Origin of the sequence: Embleya sp. NPDC005575 (assembly GCF_040605455.1) — a bacterium.
In the GTDB taxonomy this organism is placed as follows: Bacteria; Actinomycetota; Actinomycetes; order Streptomycetales; family Streptomycetaceae; genus Embleya.
In genome coordinates, this window is record NZ_JBEXCV010000123.1 from 13,366 (window position 1) to 27,184 (window position 13,819).

At 70.1% G+C, this 13,819-nt stretch carries 16 protein-coding genes; 7 read left to right on the forward strand and 9 right to left on the reverse strand.

Annotated features, from left to right (window positions below):
• Positions 1-20 precede the first annotated feature (20 nt).
• Positions 21-611 carry a hypothetical protein gene (locus ABZS54_RS31195; RefSeq protein ID WP_355543557.1) on the forward strand — a complete coding sequence of 197 codons (591 nt, stop codon included), beginning with the start codon at positions 21-23 and terminating at the stop codon, positions 609-611.
• The gene (locus tag ABZS54_RS31200) at positions 608-1,771 is read left to right on the forward strand and encodes a PrsW family intramembrane metalloprotease (protein WP_355543560.1); all 1,164 of its coding nucleotides are present in this window, start codon (positions 608-610) and stop codon (positions 1,769-1,771) included. The genes ABZS54_RS31195 and ABZS54_RS31200 overlap by 4 nt, the downstream gene beginning before the upstream one ends.
• Before the next feature lie 368 nt (positions 1,772-2,139).
• On the opposite strand, the gene trxA is transcribed toward ABZS54_RS31200, so the two are convergent.
• Positions 2,140-2,499 carry a thioredoxin gene (trxA, locus tag ABZS54_RS31205; RefSeq protein ID WP_020554668.1) on the reverse strand — a complete coding sequence of 120 codons (360 nt, stop codon included), beginning with the start codon at positions 2,497-2,499 and terminating at the stop codon, positions 2,140-2,142.
• A gap of 259 nt (positions 2,500-2,758) precedes the next feature.
• On the opposite strand from trxA, the gene ABZS54_RS31210 reads away from it, so the two are divergent.
• Positions 2,759-3,019, forward strand: a complete 261-nt coding sequence (locus tag ABZS54_RS31210; RefSeq protein ID WP_355543563.1) for a hypothetical protein — start codon at positions 2,759-2,761, stop codon at positions 3,017-3,019.
• A 114-nt stretch (positions 3,020-3,133) separates the two neighbouring features.
• Here ABZS54_RS31210 and ABZS54_RS31215 read toward each other — a convergent pair whose 3' ends face one another.
• The 5 genes from ABZS54_RS31215 to ABZS54_RS31235 form a co-directional block, all read right to left on the reverse strand.
• Positions 3,134-3,985, reverse strand: a complete 852-nt coding sequence (locus ABZS54_RS31215; protein WP_355543566.1) for a hypothetical protein — start codon at positions 3,983-3,985, stop codon at positions 3,134-3,136.
• A 129-nt stretch (positions 3,986-4,114) separates the two neighbouring features.
• Positions 4,115-4,927, reverse strand: coding sequence for a serine hydrolase domain-containing protein (locus ABZS54_RS31220; protein WP_020554671.1), 813 nt, complete (start codon positions 4,925-4,927; stop codon positions 4,115-4,117).
• Between the two features lie 58 nt (positions 4,928-4,985).
• Positions 4,986-5,261 carry a hypothetical protein gene (locus ABZS54_RS31225; RefSeq protein ID WP_355543569.1) on the reverse strand — a complete coding sequence of 92 codons (276 nt, stop codon included), beginning with the start codon at positions 5,259-5,261 and terminating at the stop codon, positions 4,986-4,988.
• 51 nt (positions 5,262-5,312) lie between these two features.
• The gene (locus ABZS54_RS31230; RefSeq protein WP_355543572.1) at positions 5,313-5,816 is read right to left on the reverse strand and encodes a (4Fe-4S)-binding protein; all 504 of its coding nucleotides are present in this window, start codon (positions 5,814-5,816) and stop codon (positions 5,313-5,315) included.
• Between the two features lie 50 nt (positions 5,817-5,866).
• Positions 5,867-6,172: a GNAT family N-acetyltransferase gene (locus ABZS54_RS31235; RefSeq protein WP_355543575.1), complete on the reverse strand. Its 306-nt coding sequence runs from the start codon at positions 6,170-6,172 to the stop codon at positions 5,867-5,869.
• Between the two features lie 220 nt (positions 6,173-6,392).
• Here ABZS54_RS31235 and ABZS54_RS31240 point away from each other — a divergent pair, with 220 nt between their 5' ends.
• Together ABZS54_RS31240 and ABZS54_RS31245 are read left to right on the forward strand one after the other, a co-directional pair.
• Positions 6,393-7,214: an SDR family NAD(P)-dependent oxidoreductase gene (locus tag ABZS54_RS31240; protein ID WP_355543578.1), complete on the forward strand. Its 822-nt coding sequence runs from the start codon at positions 6,393-6,395 to the stop codon at positions 7,212-7,214.
• A gap of 193 nt (positions 7,215-7,407) precedes the next feature.
• On the forward strand, positions 7,408-8,058 hold the full coding sequence (locus ABZS54_RS31245; RefSeq protein ID WP_355543581.1) for a restriction endonuclease: 651 nt from the start codon (positions 7,408-7,410) through the stop codon (positions 8,056-8,058).
• A gap of 75 nt (positions 8,059-8,133) precedes the next feature.
• Here the strand turns inward: ABZS54_RS31245 and ABZS54_RS31250 are convergent, their stop codons facing one another.
• The 3 genes from ABZS54_RS31250 to ABZS54_RS31260 all read right to left on the reverse strand — a co-directional run bounded on the left by ABZS54_RS31250 (position 8,134) and on the right by ABZS54_RS31260 (position 11,341).
• Positions 8,134-8,346: a zinc ribbon domain-containing protein gene (locus tag ABZS54_RS31250; protein WP_355543583.1), complete on the reverse strand. Its 213-nt coding sequence runs from the start codon at positions 8,344-8,346 to the stop codon at positions 8,134-8,136.
• 21 nt (positions 8,347-8,367) lie between these two features.
• Positions 8,368-8,688 carry an antibiotic biosynthesis monooxygenase gene (locus ABZS54_RS31255; protein WP_355543586.1) on the reverse strand — a complete coding sequence of 107 codons (321 nt, stop codon included), beginning with the start codon at positions 8,686-8,688 and terminating at the stop codon, positions 8,368-8,370.
• Between the two features lie 358 nt (positions 8,689-9,046).
• On the reverse strand, positions 9,047-11,341 hold the full coding sequence (locus tag ABZS54_RS31260) for a collagenase (protein WP_355543589.1): 2,295 nt from the start codon (positions 11,339-11,341) through the stop codon (positions 9,047-9,049).
• 378 nt (positions 11,342-11,719) lie between these two features.
• Between ABZS54_RS31260 and adh the strand changes: the two genes are divergently transcribed.
• Together adh and ABZS54_RS31270 are read left to right on the forward strand one after the other, a co-directional pair.
• Positions 11,720-13,282 carry an aldehyde dehydrogenase gene (adh, locus tag ABZS54_RS31265; protein ID WP_355543592.1) on the forward strand — a complete coding sequence of 521 codons (1,563 nt, stop codon included), beginning with the start codon at positions 11,720-11,722 and terminating at the stop codon, positions 13,280-13,282.
• Positions 13,282-13,719 carry a DUF779 domain-containing protein gene (locus tag ABZS54_RS31270; protein ID WP_355543595.1) on the forward strand — a complete coding sequence of 146 codons (438 nt, stop codon included), beginning with the start codon at positions 13,282-13,284 and terminating at the stop codon, positions 13,717-13,719. Before adh ends, ABZS54_RS31270 begins: the two co-directional genes overlap by 1 nt.
• Positions 13,720-13,819: the final 100 nt, after the last annotated feature.

Genomic DNA, 13,819 nt, shown 5'->3' on the forward strand with positions numbered 1-13,819 from the left:
GTTCGTCGGACGTTGGAGACATGACCGACGCCCGCATCCGCTCCGGGCCGCGGCGGGCTCGTTGGTGGGGGCCGCTTGCGGTTGCCGCCGTCTTGGTGCTGCTTGCCGGCGGGTGGCCGCTGATCGGGTCGTGGATCGCCGGCGACAAGCGGATCACGGCGGGCACCGTGTTCCGGGTCGGGCCGGACGAGCACCATCGCGCGTGGTTTCGGGTCGGCTCCGGTTGGACGTTGGACCGGGCGGCGACCACGCCCTCCCGGGTGTTCGTGATGCGGCACGGCGACGTGGACCTGTCGATCGCGTACATCTCGCTGCCCCGGCCCGAGGACGCGGACGCGCTGTGGAGCGGGCTGCGCGAAACGGTCCGGGTCGGCGACCGGCACGCCCGACTCGGGCCGCCGGGCCCGCTGATGGCCGACGCCGGGGCACAGGGCATGGTCGGCCCGCTGACCCGGGACGGTGACACCGGGCAGGCGGTGATCTATCCCGGCCCCGAGGACGCTTTCGCGATCCGGCTGATCGCGCTCGCGCCGCCGGACACCACCGACCCGGAATGGTTGCCGGTACGGGACGTGATGCGGTCGCTGACGTTCACCGAGGAGGCCGCGTGAGCGCTTTTGGGGTCCGGCCGGCCGGCGAGCGCTTCGCGACGGTCGCTGTGACGGTGGCACTGCTCGCGTGCCTGTTCGGCCTCGGTGTGATCGGTTACGCCTACCACGACCTGGTCCGGGTGTTTCCGGCGGCGGCCGCGCTCGCGGGCTTCCTGCTCCTGCTCACCCTCGCCGTCGGCTACCTGCTGCCCCGCTGGTTCCGACCGGTCGTCGCGCCTGCGCACGCGACCTCGCTGATGTGCGTCGGCTGGGGAGCGACCGCCGCGACCGGCTGCGCGATCCTGGCCAACAGCGGTCTCGGCGGGATCTGGGCGAAGACCCGGGGCGTCGACTTCGCCGACACATGGGGTGCCTCCTCGACCGCGCCGTTCAACGAGGAGACGCTCAAGCTGTGCGGCGTGCTCATGCTCGCGCTGATCGTCTCGCGCGCGATCCGCGCGCCGATCGACGGCTGGGTGTACGGGGCCCTGGTCGGCCTGGGCTTCCAGGTGATGGAGAACCTGCTGTACGCGCTGAACACCATCCTGCTGGACGGCGCGACCGATCCCGGTACGTCCGTCGACGCGTCGTTCGTGGCGCGGGTGGGGATCACCGGGTGGGGTTCGCACTGGGCGATGAGCGCGGTGGCCGGCACCGGTATCGGCTACCTGGTCGCCCGCGACGGTCGGCCGCTCGGCCGGCGGGTGGCGGTCGCGCTCGGCTGCTGGGTGACGGCGATGGGCATGCACTGGCTCTTCAACGCGCCCTTCCTGCCCGGATGGCGCGGCACGGTGCTGAAGGTCGCCGCGAACCTGGTGATCGCGCTGCTGGTCTACCGAACCGCACGCCGGCACTACCTGGCCCGGTTTCGCGAGGTGGCCGCCGAGGAGGCGGCAACCGGCGCGATCCGGCCGGAGGAAGCCGAGTTGCTGCCGCATCGTCACGGTCGCCGACAGGCCCGCAGCGGTCCCCGTCCGCGACCGGCGCGGGTGCTGATCGGGGAGATCGAGAATGCCCAACTCGCCCTCGTGGCCACCCGAATCCCCCGCGCGGACCCGCAGTCCCGGACGCTGGCCGAGGGCCTACGGGAGGAGATCGCCACACTACGGTCCCATCTGCGCGGAAGCCGGGCCACACCCCCGGGGTGGCCGGCGGGAGGACCGGGGGCGCTAGGGCGGTGAATGGTGCCTGCGCTTCGTGTGGCCCTGCCGGCTGTACCGAGCCTCGTGTGCTCGTCCGCTCCGTGGCCGCAGGCCCGTGTACAGCAACTTTTGCAAGTTCGCGGTCGTGGAGTTCTACTTGAGGGAACGAGAGGGGTCCGATACGGATAGACGCGGAGGAGCGGTCGAGGTCGGGCCGCGCACCGCGCAATCAGGATCCACGAGAAGTGGATGGGCCCCTCTCGACCGCCTCATCGTGGTTGTGTGGCAAGGCGGTTCGGTAACCCGGTTCAACAACTCGGTTACCTGGAGCAGGCGACACGGAAGCCCGTCGGACATCGGTCCGACGGGCTTCCGGGCGTGTGCGGCCTCATCCGGGGCGCAAGTGGTCAGCCCTGGGCGGCGATCTTGCGCTTGACCTCGTCCATGTCCAGCCCCTGTGCCTGCTTGATCAGGTCGACGAGCGCGGCCTCCGGGAGGGCGCCCGGCTGCGAGAACACCACGACGCCGTCCCGGACCAGCATCACGGTCGGGATGGACTGGATCGAGAACGCCTGCGCGAGGTCGGTTTCCGCCTCGGTATCCACCTTGGCGAACACCACGTCGGGGGTCGCCTCCGAGACCTTTTCGAAGGTCGGTGCGAACGACCGGCAGGGTCCGCACCACGATGCCCAGAAGTCGAGCACGGTCAGCCCGTCGCCGGATACGACCTCTTCGAAGTTCTCCTTGGTCAGTGCGACCGTGGCCATGCGTCCTCCCAAACGTTCGTGCCCCGTGATGCCTGTCTGTACGTGCCTGTCAACAGGCACGGGGGCGCGGGCATTCCTGGGCTCCTTCCCCGGCTCGCCCGAGCGACTCCGGGATCGCAGCACGAGTCGGCGCCGGGTGGTCCGGGACCGCCGGCGATTCGGCTGCGTACGCCCCGTGATCCCAACCGTCACACCGGCACCATAGGCTTGTTCGGACCGGTGCCGAACGCCGGTTACCGTGCAGCCGAGGAGTCCCGCCATGCGCTACACCCGCCGCAGCGTCGTCAGTCTCGCCCCGGCCGAACCCGGCTGGGACGTCGAGGTGACCAAGGCCGGCGAACAGGCCGTTCTGTGTCCCGTCATCGGCTGGGCCATCGTCGTGCTCGACACCAGCGCCGAGGGGCTGACCGAGACCGCGATCGAGCCGGCATTCGTCTACGACGGTGCCGTGTACACACCGGCCGAACTGGCGCACGCGATCGGTGAACTGGATTACCAGATCATCGAACCCGAAGAGTGACCGGGCCGTGATCGGGCGTTGTCCGGTCGTGGTCGGAGATTTCGCATCGGCTCCCGTCGCGCGGTCGGCGGGAGCCGTCGGCATGTCTCGGGTCGCCCGGCACCCGGGTCCGGCTCACCGGGCGGGCTCGGGGGCGTCCTCGGTCTCGCCTTCGGCGAACCGGGAGAGGGCGATGGCGCCGGCCACGGCCAGGATGAAACCGGTCAGCGCGAGCGGGCCGTACGGGCCGGGGCGGCTGTGGTCGCCGAGGAAGACCAGGCCGACGCCGGCGGGCAGTACGGTCTCGCCGACCACCAGCGCGGCGGCCACCGAGGTGACCACGCCGCCCTGGAGCGCGACCGTGTACAGCAGGAAGGTCAGTACGGCGCCGAAGAGCAGTGCGTAGGTCGCGGGGTCGCGGATCAGCGCGGACGGGGACAGGTCGGTGAGCACGCGCGTGGCCAATGCGATCAGGCCGAACCCGAGTCCGGAGAGCAGGCCGAGCAGGCGTGAGCGCCATGGTTCACTCGTGCGCGCGCAGCGCCACCCGGCCAGGCCGAGCAGCGCCACGCAGCCCAGGAGCGACCAGCGGAACGCGGCGTGGGTGTGCGCGGGCCCCTCCTGCCCCGCGGAGACGCCGAGCAGGGCCAGGCCCGCGCAGACGGCGGCGATCGCGCCCCATTCGCGACTGTGCAACCGGGCGCCCAGGACCGGGACGGCCAACACCGCGGTGACCGCGAGGTTGGCCGACTGGGCGGCCTCGACGGCGAAGATCGGCAGCTCGCGCAGCGCGACGAACTGGCAGACGTACCCGGCCAGATCGAGTCCGGTGCCGAGCACGAAGGGCCATTGGCCCAGAGCCCGGACCAAGACCCTGGGGTCGAGCCCGCTCGAGCTCGCGGTGCGCCGCGCGCCCAGGGCTTGGAATACCGTCGCGACGCCGTAACAGAGCGCGGCGGCCAGTGCCGCGAGCACGGAGAACAACACGGTTCGACGGTATGCGCCGCCGACGCCGCGGCGGCGCAGGACGGGCGGGGCGAAGGAGTGACTCGGCGCGATGCCCGTGCCGCGGAGCGAACTGCCGGTCCGGGCCGCCCGGTTGGCCGAATCGGCGGATCAGCGCAGTTCGGCCGCCACCGCGTCGTTCAGCACCGGCCACACCTCGGCGGCCCACGGTCCGAACTCGCGGTCGGTCAGGCACACACAGGCCGCGTCCAGCTCCGGGTCCACCCACAAGAACGTGCCGCACGCGCCGAAGTGGCCATACGTCGCGGGCGAGTTGGTGGTCCCGGTCCAGTGCGGCGACTTGGTGCCGCGGATCTCGAAGCCCAGCCCCCAGTCATTGGGCCGCCGGGTGCCGTAGCCCGGCAGTACGCCGTCCAGACCGGGGAAGACCACGCTGGTGGCCTCGCGCACGGTCTCCGGTGCGAGCAGGCGCGGCGCGAGCAGTTCGGCCGCGAATCGGCTCAGGTCGCGCACGGTGGATACGCCGCCGGCCGCGGGGGAGTCGCCGATCGTGGTCTCGGTCATGCCCAGCGGCGCGAAGACCGCCTGGCGCACGTACTCGCCGAACGGGATGTCGCACGCCTTCTCGATGGTGGCTCCGAGCAGGTTGAAGCCGGTGTTCGAGTAGATGCGCTTGCGACCGGGCCCGGCGAGTACCCGGTCCTCGTCGAAGGCCAGACCCGAGGTGTGCGCCTGGAGGTGGCGGATCGTGGATCCGGGCGGTCCCGCCGCGTCCCCGGGCTCGATCGCGCCTTCCTCGATCGCGGCGAGCGCCGCGTACGCGGTGAGCAACTTGGTCACCGAGGCGAGTCGGAACGGCTCGTCCACCGGGCCGTGCTCGCCCTTGACCACCCCGTCCCGGGTGATCACGGCGGCAGCGGCCTTCCCGACGGGCCAGGTGTCGATCATGCGCAGGCTGTTCACGGGAGTCGAGCCTACGGTGAGGGTTCGCGGGTGCCCAACCGAGGGAGCAGAACGTGCATCAGCGCGGCCGGTTCGTGCGCACACGCGACGAAATCGTCGACCTCGCCGCCGCCCGGGTCGACCACGTCCTCCCAGTCCGGTTCGAGCTCGACCGACGCGAGGTCGAGCCGGGCGAGCCGGCGGGCAGCAGGGGTTCGTCGGTGGGGCCGGCGGCGGGCAGGTCACGGACGAGGCGTTTGCGCGTCGCGGTGCGGGCGGCGCCGTGCGGGTGGTGTCGGCGGATGTACTGGACGTGCTGGTGCTCCGGGGCGATCACCAGGTCGGCGTCGGTCACGGGGGTGTCGGTCTGGGGTGGTTGTGCTGCCGGCGGGGCCGGTGGGTTCCGTCAGGTGGTCCCGGTCGAGCCGGTTTCAGGCGGTCCCGGAGACGGGTGGCGGGGGGCGTCCTGTTGCCCCCAGTCCCGGCCGGTCAACTTGCAGCCGGCGCTGCCGTCGCAGAACGGCGCGTTGCCGGTCGCGCCGCAGCGGCACAGCGCCACCCGGGTCTCGTGCAGGTGTGCGCCGTCGGGCATGGTGATCTGGATGTGGCCGTGCAGCACCAGTGGGCCGCCGGCGACGACGTGCACCCGGGTGGGGTGGATCGGCGTCTCCGGCGCCCCGCCGGTGAGGGTGTAGTGCAGCGCGCCGCTGGGGCAGCGCCGGATCACCTCCGCGACCTGTTCGGCCGGGGCCCGTGCCGGGTCGATCCAGGGCCGCCGATCGGTGTCGAAGGCCTTGGGCAGTCCGTGTACGCACTCCAGCGAGTGCAGGCACCGTTTGGTGTCGAAGGTGACGACGATGTCCTCGGCCGGGTACGCCTTGCCTCGGTCGGGACCTCGGGCGGTGCTCATGTGAATCAACTCGGATCGGATCGGATCGGGGTCGAGGACCGCTCGTCGGGTCAGTCCTTGACCGTGCTCGGCGGGGCATCGTAGACGAGGTCGAAGTAGTCGGGGTGCTTGCCGATCCACGCCTTGACGAACGGGCACAACGGCAGAACCTTGCGCTCGCCGGCGCGCACCAGATCGAGCGCTTCGCGGACGAGTGCGCTGCCGACGCCCTTGCCCTCGAACCTCGGGTCCACCTCGGTGTGGGTGAACACGATCAGGGTGTCGGTGGTCATGTACTCGGCGAAGCCGGCCAAGTCGCCGTCGACCCGGGCCTCGAAGCGGTTCTGTGCGGGAACGTCCTCGACCGCGATGTCCATGTGATCCCCTCGAATCGGTGTGAGGTCGGCCATTGCCGACCCGACACTCTCTCGTATCCATTCGAACGCAAATGGGGGTGGGTCGCGACCCAGGCGATCGCTGCCGACGGCTCGACCCGAATGATCGTTCACCCCCCGTCCCGCCGTTGACCTTGCGAGCGACCTGGGAGAGCATGCGCAGATCTGACGCATCGTCATATTCGCCGAGGAGGCACCACCCATGCTCGATCCCGAACCCCTCGCCGGTCAGGTCGCGGTCGTCACCGGCGGCGGCGCGGGCATCGGCGGCGGGGTCTCCCGGCTGCTGGCCCGCGCGGGGGCGCTGGTGCTCTTGAACGACATCGACCCGGACTGGGCCGAGCAGGCCCGGCTGGACATCGAGGCGGCCGGCGGCCGGGTGGAGGTGGTGCTCGGCGACATCCGCGAGTCGGCCACCGTGGCCCGGTTGCGCGACGCCGCGCTGGCGGCGGGCGGTGCGGACGTACTCGTGAACAACGTCGGCGACTATCGGCCCTCGACCACCTTCCTGCGCAGCACGGAGGAGGAGTGGCAGGCGCTGCACGCGATCAACTTCGAGCATGTGTTGCGCGTCACGCACGCGGTGTTGCCGCAGATGATCGAGCGCGGCTCCGGCAGCATCGTGAACGTATCCACGGTGGAGGCGCTGCGTGGCATCCCGGGCTGCCCGGTCTACTCCGCCTACAACGCGGCGATCATCGCGTTCACGAAGAGTCTCGCGGTGGACGTGGCGCGCAAGGGCGTCCGGGTCAATGCGATCGCGCCGGACATGGCGAACACGCCGCAGACGACATACGAGGCGAAATTGCGTGATCGTGACCCCGCGCTGATCGGTTCCTGGGTGCCGATGGCGAGATTCGGCGAACCCGAGGACTACGCGAAGGTTGTGCTCTTCCTGGCGAGTGCCGCATCGTCGTATGTGACGGGCCAGCTGATCCCGGTGGACGGCGGTACGACCGCCGCGAGCGGTTGGTACGGCAAGGCGGACGGTCGCGGTTGGACCAACCTGCCGGATGGTGCGTGAGCGGCATTTCGTAGGGTGTCCGCTTGTTGTTCGGGTCGGGAACCGGGCAGGTGTCCCAAACGTCGGGACAGCAGTAGGGGAACGATGGTGTGGCCGGCCGAGCCGGTCGCGCCGATCGGATCGGGACAGCGTGAACGACACGAGCACAACCACGAGTACGACCGGCCAAAGCGTCACCGGGGGGACGACGGACATGGCACGTACGACGGTGAGGGCCTACCTCAATTTGGCCATCCTGGTCGCCGGGCTCGAACTCCTCGCCATCGGCATCTGGTTCGTCCTCGAAGGCATCCGGGTCGACCAGTCCGACGGCATGATGGTGGTCTACGTCTGCGCGGCGGCGGTACTCGGTTCGGCGATCTGGCTGGGTGGATATCGGCCCCGGGCCGACGAGTTGGCGGAATACTGCGACGACGGCGCGCTGCGGGACGCGAAGGCGCGGCTCGACCGGATGGACCCGGCTCGGCTGGCCGAGCACGTGGCGGACCTGTGCGAGCGGGACGGGCTGGCCGAGGTGGAGACGGTGCGGGTCGTCGAGGACGCCTACGCGGTGGACATCCACGCTCGGCGCGGCGACGGGACGCCGGCGGTGGTGCGGTGTCGCAGTGCGGAGGGGTCGGGGCCGGTGGCGGGGGGCGTGGTCGAGGACTTCGTGAGCGCGCTCACCGTTGACACGGATGCGGACGCGGGTCGGTCGGGGGCGTTGTTGCTCGCGACGACGGCTGGGTGCTTTTCGGCCAAGGCGGCGGCGCTTGCGGCTTCCGCCGGGGTGGTGCTGTTGGATCGGTCGGCGCTGGCGCACTGGGAGTGCGACAAGGAGGTGCCGGCGCCTTTGGCCGCGTAGCCGCGGTTGGCCTCATGCGCCGGCCGGGCTGGGTGGCCTTGGATGTCGGCTGGGCTGGGGCTCTGGTTGGTGGGGTCAGCTGCAGCAGCCGCCGCCGCAGCAGCCTCCGCCGCCACCGCCGGTAGGGCGAGGGGCGGTGGCGGCGCCGGTTACCGCGACTGTGGAGAGCAGCTTCGTGGTGTCGGTGTGGCCCTGGGGGCAGGCGGCCGGGTCGTTGGCCGCGGACATCGGGCGGTTGAGTTCGAAGGTGAGTCCGCAGGCGCGGCAGCGGTAGTCGTAGCGAGGCATGGTGCCCAGGTTAGTCGGCCGTCAGGCCTTCGGGCCGGTGCTCTGGACGACCTCGAAGGACCACAGGGCCGAATCGGTGGACGCCGGCTTCGGCCGCTCGGCGCCGTTGCCCTGCGCGTGGGCGGCCTGCATGTTCCCGGCCATCCACGCCTGGAAGTCGGCCTCGCTGCGCCAGCGGGTGTACACGAGGTACTTGTCGGTCCCCTCTACCGGGCGCAGCAGTTCGAACCACTCGAAGCCGTCCTGCGAGTCCACCATCCCGGCGCGCGACGCGAATCGCTGTTCCAGGGTCTCTCGCATCTCGGCGGGCACGGTCAGCGCGTTGATCTTCACCACAGACATGGGATCAGTGTGCCCGACGCCCGCCGCACTGCGGTCACCAACACGGGCCCCGGTCCAAGGGACAGCCTGGTCGTTGCATCGACCAGGGCCGTCCTCCGAGGCGTGCGATCGTGAAGCGGCCGTCCCATCCGGCGTGATCCTCTTGGGCCGGCGGAACGACCGGCATCGTGACGTTCGCGAAACTACGACAACCGCGAACGTCGACGCGTTGCCGCAGGCTCCACTGTTCTACCCGTCGGGCTGTGCTTGGCTGAGCCGTCGGGCACGGGGCGCGGCCGGTCGTCCGGGACGACCGGCGGGACGGCCCCCGAGCGCGGGGTGGGCAGCGCTCGGGGGCCGTCGTAGGGGGTGGCGGGTATTACGGGCGCAGCGGGCCCTCGCAGGAGTAAGTGGATGTGGCGGCGCGGCCATTAGTCCAGGGTACGGGCGGGGCGAAGTGGCAGTTCGTGTCGGCGAGGTTGTTCAGGGCCGCGCCGGCGCGGGTGAGGATGAAGTAGTCGACCGTGGCGGCCATGTCGTTGTGCATCCGGCCGGGGTCGGTCGAGCCGATGTTCGCGGTGATCGAGCCCTTGCAGGTGAAGCGCGGCTGCGCGTCGTTGGTCGCGGTGCACGACATCGGGTTGTTGGCGGTGGACTGCAGGAAGACCTGGCGGACGTAGTCCGGCCCGGTCGCGGAGAGTTGCGCGGTCGGGGTGTACGTCGCGACCGGCACGATCAGGTTGTCCACTCCGGCGATCTGCCGGTCGAGGTAGGTGTCGAACTCGGCCTGGAAACTCGGACCGCTCACCCGGTCCAGGAAGGCGTCGTAGCCGGCCACGTCGTTGTTGCGCAAATGGGTGTACATCTCGGCGAGCAGGTCCGGGTGGTCCCGGCCCAGCATCGAGAAGAACGACCCGGCGTAGGCGTAGTAGCGGAAGAAGTAGCCGTCGTCGTCGTACTTGAAGTGCAGCGTCTCACGCACCGACGGGCGGCTGCCGTACTTCTGCACGTCCGAGATCACCTTGGTGACCAGCGACTTGCGCAGCTTCACGCCCTGATCGCGGGTCGCGCCCGCCATGTACTCGGCCATCCCCTCGTCGAAGGCCGTCGTCCGGTTCTCCGCGTACCAGGGGCCCTGGCCGAACGAACCGGGCACCGCGTAGCGGCCGTTGAGGTAGTGGGTGTACTCGTGGCGGAACAACTCCTCCAACTGGAGGAGGGAATCACGCGGCACGACGCGCTGGTAGGTGTAGAAGGTCGCGCCCTCCTCGATGTACAACCCGCCGTTGTTGGTCGCGTAGCCGTACAGGAACGGCTGGTAGGTGTGGTAGTCGGCCATGCTCGCGTAGAGCCGGACGGTCAGCTTGTGGTTCGGGTCGCCCGTGAGCGGCTGGTCGGTGCCCACCGTGCGGAAGAACTGTTCCTTGACCTGCTTGGACGCGTAGTACAGCTGCTCGACGGTGGCCCGGTCGAGCGACGTGTGCACCTCGATGTCGCCCTGGTCGAAGGTGTACGTGTTCGGGAAGACCGTCGCCTCCACGTCGGCCCGACACACCCCCGCCGCGTGACATCGGCCGTAGGTCTCCAGCCAGTGCGCGACCTCGCTCCACGGCACCGAGAAGCGGCCGTACCAGCCTTCGGTGTCGGTGAGCATGGTGCCGAGTCCGGACACCGTCTCGCTGTTCAGGCTGGGAATCTGCCCCAGGCGGCCGTACTCGTAGACGCCGTTGCGCAGCAGGCCGGCGGTGCTCGGCGTGTTCAGGTGTCGGTAGCCGACGAACGCCGCGAGCCCGGCCCGGTAGGCCGGATCGGCCTGCACGGCGGTGATGAAGCCCACGTCGCCGTTGTAGATGCCGTGGTAAGCGAGGGTTTGCGCGGAGAGCACCGCGTCCCGCTGGGCCGAGTTCTGCCACGCTGCGGTGCTGCCGTCCATGTCACGCAAAAGCCGTGTCACCAACGGTAGTTGATGCTGCCGCACGCCGTCGACGTCGGCACTGATCACCACTTCGCGCAGCAGCGCGCCCGAGGTGGGGGTGAGGTCGAACGCGTGCGGCCCGGCCCGGAAGGCGTCGGCCGCCGTGTTGATCGCCGCCACGATCGCCGGTCCGCGCAGGTCGATCGCCGGGTTGTCCCAGTCGAGGTAGAGCGCGGCGTGCGTGAAGTACCAGAGTTCGTACAGGTGTGACGCGTTGGTGCCGTCGTAGCCGGGGGCCAGCGCGGTGATCCTGGCCAGTACCGCCTGAAGGTGAGCCGGCGTCAGCACCCGGCCCAACTCGGGGGTGTAGGTCCACAGGAAGCCGCGCAGGCAGTCGGGCCCCACGTCGGCGCGGGTGAGGAAGTCGGCCAGGGCCTGCGGGGTCAGCGCGGAGAACTCGGCGAGGGTGCAGCCGGGCACCGGGGAGGGTGCCATGGCGCGCAGGTGCGCGGGCGGGCCGAGCGGGAGGTCCGCCGGGGACGGACCCCGGCCGGGGGCCTTCGCGTTGCTTCCGTCGACCGGACCCGGACCTCGGTCCGGGCCGAGCGACAGCGGCGAGCCGATCCGGTCGACCTCGTCGCCCGGATCGGCCGCCGTCGCCGTGTTCGCTTGCCCGGCCCGCGAGTTCGCACTCGGGGCGGGGCCGGCCGAGGCCGACGGGGCCACTGCGATCGGCAGCACTCCGACGGCCAGCGCCAAGAGGGGAACGCTTGTGGCAAACCACTTCTTTCGGCGTACGTGAGCACTCATGTACGGCCCTTCGGGCACGGGTGGACCACGGTCGGCGGCCCACGTTGAGAACACGACGCCGAGTACCATTGCACATGTCACACGTGACATCCAGATGGATTCGCGCCGAACTCACGGCCAACTCCGGCGCCGGACACGGGCATTGCCGGCAGGCTTCGGCGAAGCCGTGAACATGGAGGCGGCGGTCCTACGGTGATCAGGCACCCGGTTCGCCACGCAGCCGCCAACGGGCATTTCCCGCCGGCGAACCCGTGACCGCCGACTCCCGAGCGACTAGCGTCGGCCGCAGGCGCCCCGAGCCGCGGTACGGCCCGGTGGGTACCGCTGATGGTCCGTCATGCCCAGTACACGGCAAGGGAAGCGGAGGCTCGCGTGGTCTACAGTCAGCCCGGCCAATCGGACAGCATCGTCAATTTCGAACCTCGGTACGACAACTACATCGGGGGCAAGTGGGTGCCGCCCGTGCAGGGCCGGTATTTCGAGGACATCACCCCCGTGACCGGGCAGCCGTTCTGCGAGGTGGCCCGCTCCACCGCCGAGGACGTCGAACTCGCGCTGGACGCCGCGCACGCCGCGGCCGATGGGTGGGGGCGGACCAGCGTCACCGAGCGGTCGCTGATCCTGCTGCGGATCGCCGATCGCATCGAGCAGAACCTCGAACGCCTCGCGGTCACCGAGACGTGGGAGAACGGCAAGCCGGTCCGCGAGACACTGGCCGCCGATCTGCCGCTGGCGGTCGACCACTTCCGCTACTTCGCCGGGGTGATCCGGGCCCAGGAAGGCTCCATCTCGCAGCTCGACGAGGACACCGTCGCATACCACTTCCACGAGCCGCTCGGCGTGGTCGCGCAGATCATCCCGTGGAACTTTCCACTGCTGATGGCCACTTGGAAGCTCGCGCCGGCGCTCGCGGCCGGGAACTGCGTCGTGCTCAAGCCCGCCGAGCAGACCCCGGTGAGCATCCTGGTACTGATCGAACTGATCGCCGACCTGCTGCCGCCCGGCGTGGTCAACGTGGTCAACGGCTTCGGCTTCGAGGCCGGCAAGCCGCTCGCGAGCAGCAACCGGGTGGCCAAGGTCGCCTTCACCGGCGAGACCACCACCGGGCGGCTGATCCTCCAGTACGCGTCGGCGAACATCATCCCGGTGACCGTCGAACTCGGCGGCAAGAGCCCGAACATCTTCTTCGCCGACGTGGCCGACGAGGACGACGACTTCTTCGACAAGGCGGTCGAGGGCTTCGTGATGTTCGCCCTCAACCAGGGCGAGGTCTGTACGTGTCCGTCCCGGGCGCTGATCCACGAGTCGATCTACGACCGGTTCATCGAGCGCGCGTTGGAGCGCACCCGGGCGATCGTGCAGGGCAACCCGCTCGATCCGGCGACCATGGTCGGCGCGCAGGCGTCCAACGACCAGTTGGAAAAGATCCTCTCCTATCTGGACATCGGCCGGCAGGAGGGCGCCGAGGTGCTGACCGGCGGCGCGCGCAAGGTGGTCGAGGGCTTCGAGGACGGCTACTACGTCGAGCCGACCATCTTCAAGGGCACCAACGACATGCGGATCTTCCAGGAGGAGATCTTCGGCCCGGTGGTCTCGGTAACCACCTTCCGCGACGACGCCGAGGCGCTGCGGATCGCCAACGACACGTTGTACGGCCTGGGCGCGGGCGTGTGGACCCGGGACGCGACGCGGGCGTACCGGTTCGGTCGGGAGATCAAGGCCGGCCGGGTGTGGACCAACTGCTACCACGCCTATCCCGCGCACGCGGCGTTCGGCGGCTACAAGGCGTCCGGCATGGGCCGGGAGAACCACCGGATGATGCTCGGCCACTACCAGAACACCAAGAACATGCTGGTCAGTTACTCGGCGAAGAAGCTCGGATTCTTCTGATGGGCGAACCGGCGCAGACGCCGAGTGCGCCCGACGGTTCGGGTACCCCGGTCGAGGTCGAGAAGGTCGCGATCACCGCCGCCGCCGCCGGCCTCGTGGCCGAACTGGCCGCCGAACACGGGCCGTTGCTGTTCCACCAGTCGGGTGGTTGTTGCGACGGGTCGTCGCCGATGTGCTACCCGCGCGAAGAGTTCCTGGTCGGCGACGCGGACGTGCTGCTCGGCTGGGTCGCGGAGCAGCCGTTCTACATGTCCGCCGCGCAGTACGAGTACTGGCGGCACACCCACCTGACCGTGGACGTGGTGCCCGGGCGGGGCGGCGGGTTCTCGGTCGAGGCGCCCACCGGCAAGCGGTTCCTGATCCGCTCCCGGGTGTTCACCGACGACGAGGCGCGTCGACTGCAAACGCGCGAGGTATCGCCGGGTCGTCGGCACTGAGCGGATGAACTGGCCGAAGTAGGCGCGCTGGGTTCCGCCCGCCGTGGTCCGACAGGCGGGCACGTTGACCATCAGGTCACGCGGGAAGCTGACGGCAATC